The following is a 1,656-nucleotide window of genomic DNA, read 5'->3' as shown; positions in this document are numbered from 1 at the left end:
AGCGGAGATGCTAAGACAGGCTTTACTATTACCAATAAATACACACCAGAAACAATTGATATTAAAGCCACAAAGAACTGGGATGACGCTAATAACCAAGATGGTAAACGTCCGAAATATATTACGGTTAATCTCTTGGCAGATGGTGAAAAAGTAGCTTCCAAAGAAGTGAAAGCGGCAGCTGACGGAACGTGGTCTACAGTATTTACTAAACTTCCTAAATTCAAAGCAGGCAAGGTTATTAAATATAGCCTGACCGAAGAAGTAGTTTCTGAATATACTAGCGAAATCAATGATTTCAATATTACCAACAAATACACACCAAAAATGATTGATTATCAAGTGACGAAAACTTGGAATGATAACAACAACCAAGACGGCAAACGTCCAGATCATATCACGGTTCATTTGATGAAGACAGTTGGCGGTGTGACCACTGAAGTTGAGAAATATGATATCAAAGTTGCTGAAGCAGACCCAGCGAATGGCAATGTTTGGAAACATACCTTTACTAATCTTCCAAAATACGAAGCAGGTCAAGAAATTGTCTATTCTGTCAAGGAAGATGTTGTAGCAGGATATGAAACATCTATCAAGAGTCAAGAAATCACAAACACCCATGAACCAGAAACAATCGTCATTTCTGGTAAGAAAGTCTGGGAAGATGCTAACAACCAAGATGGCAAACGAACAGCTACAGTGAAGGTCCAAATTCTGAAAGGCAAAGAAATCGTTGATGAAATTGAAACTTCAGAAGAAAAAGGTTGGGCCTTTGAGTCAAAACCATTACCGAAGTATGAGAATGGTCAAGAAATCAAATATGAAGTGAAAGAAACTACTAAGATTGAGGGTTACACCACTATCAATCCAAAAGAACCTTCTGCAGACGGCAAATACACAATTACCAACAAGCGTACACCAGAAAAGGTAAACTTAATGGGTCAAAAGACTTGGAATGACGCCAATAACCAAGATAATATTCGTCCTACTGAAATCAAAGTACGTTTATTGGCAGATGGCAAAGATACTGGCAAAATGGCGACAGCGAGTGCAGCAACTGGATGGAAATACAGCTTTGAAGGTTTGGATCGTTACAAGGATGGCAAAGAAATTGTTTACTCTGTTGAGGAAGTAGATGTACCAAAAGGTTATCAATCTAAAGTGAATGGAATGAATTTGGTCAATAGCCACACTCCAGAGGTGACTTCAGTTAGCGGTCAGAAGACTTGGGAAGACGAAAATGATAAAGATGGTCTTCGTCCAAAAGAGATTCAAGTGAAATTGCTTGCAAATGGTAAAGATACAGGCAAAGTAGCAACAGTAAGTGAAGCAACTGGTTGGAAGTATAGCTTTGAAAAACTTGCCAAATATGAAGCAGGTAAGGAAATCACTTATACGGTGGAAGAAGTTTCGGTACCAGAAGGTTACACACCGAAGGTAGATGGTATGAATATCACGAATCGTCATACACCAGAGAAGCCACAAATTCCACAAACCCCACCAAGTACACCAGAGAAGTCGAAGAAGAAAATTCTCCCTTCAACAGGTAGTCAAAATTCATTCTTTGCATTACTTGCAGGTCTGTTCACCTTAAGTGGAGCTGCTTACTTGTTAAAGAAGAAGGCGTAATTCTATCATCAGATAGATCGAGTAAAG

General features: G+C 39.0%; 1 protein-coding gene. It reads left to right on the top strand.

From position 1 onward, the window contains the following. Nucleotides 1-1,629, top strand: a 1,629-nt coding sequence (locus tag IYQ23_RS09420; RefSeq protein WP_195674727.1) for a Cna B-type domain-containing protein, incomplete at its 5' end; no start/stop codon positions are given. Nucleotides 1,630-1,656 lie beyond the last annotated feature (27 nt).

Source organism: Streptococcus sp. HF-100 (assembly GCF_015594635.1).
GTDB lineage: Bacteria > Bacillota > Bacilli > Lactobacillales > Streptococcaceae > Streptococcus > Streptococcus vaginalis.
The sequence above is the reverse complement of the archived record's forward strand: the minus strand, read 5'-3'. Positions and strand labels throughout refer to the sequence as shown.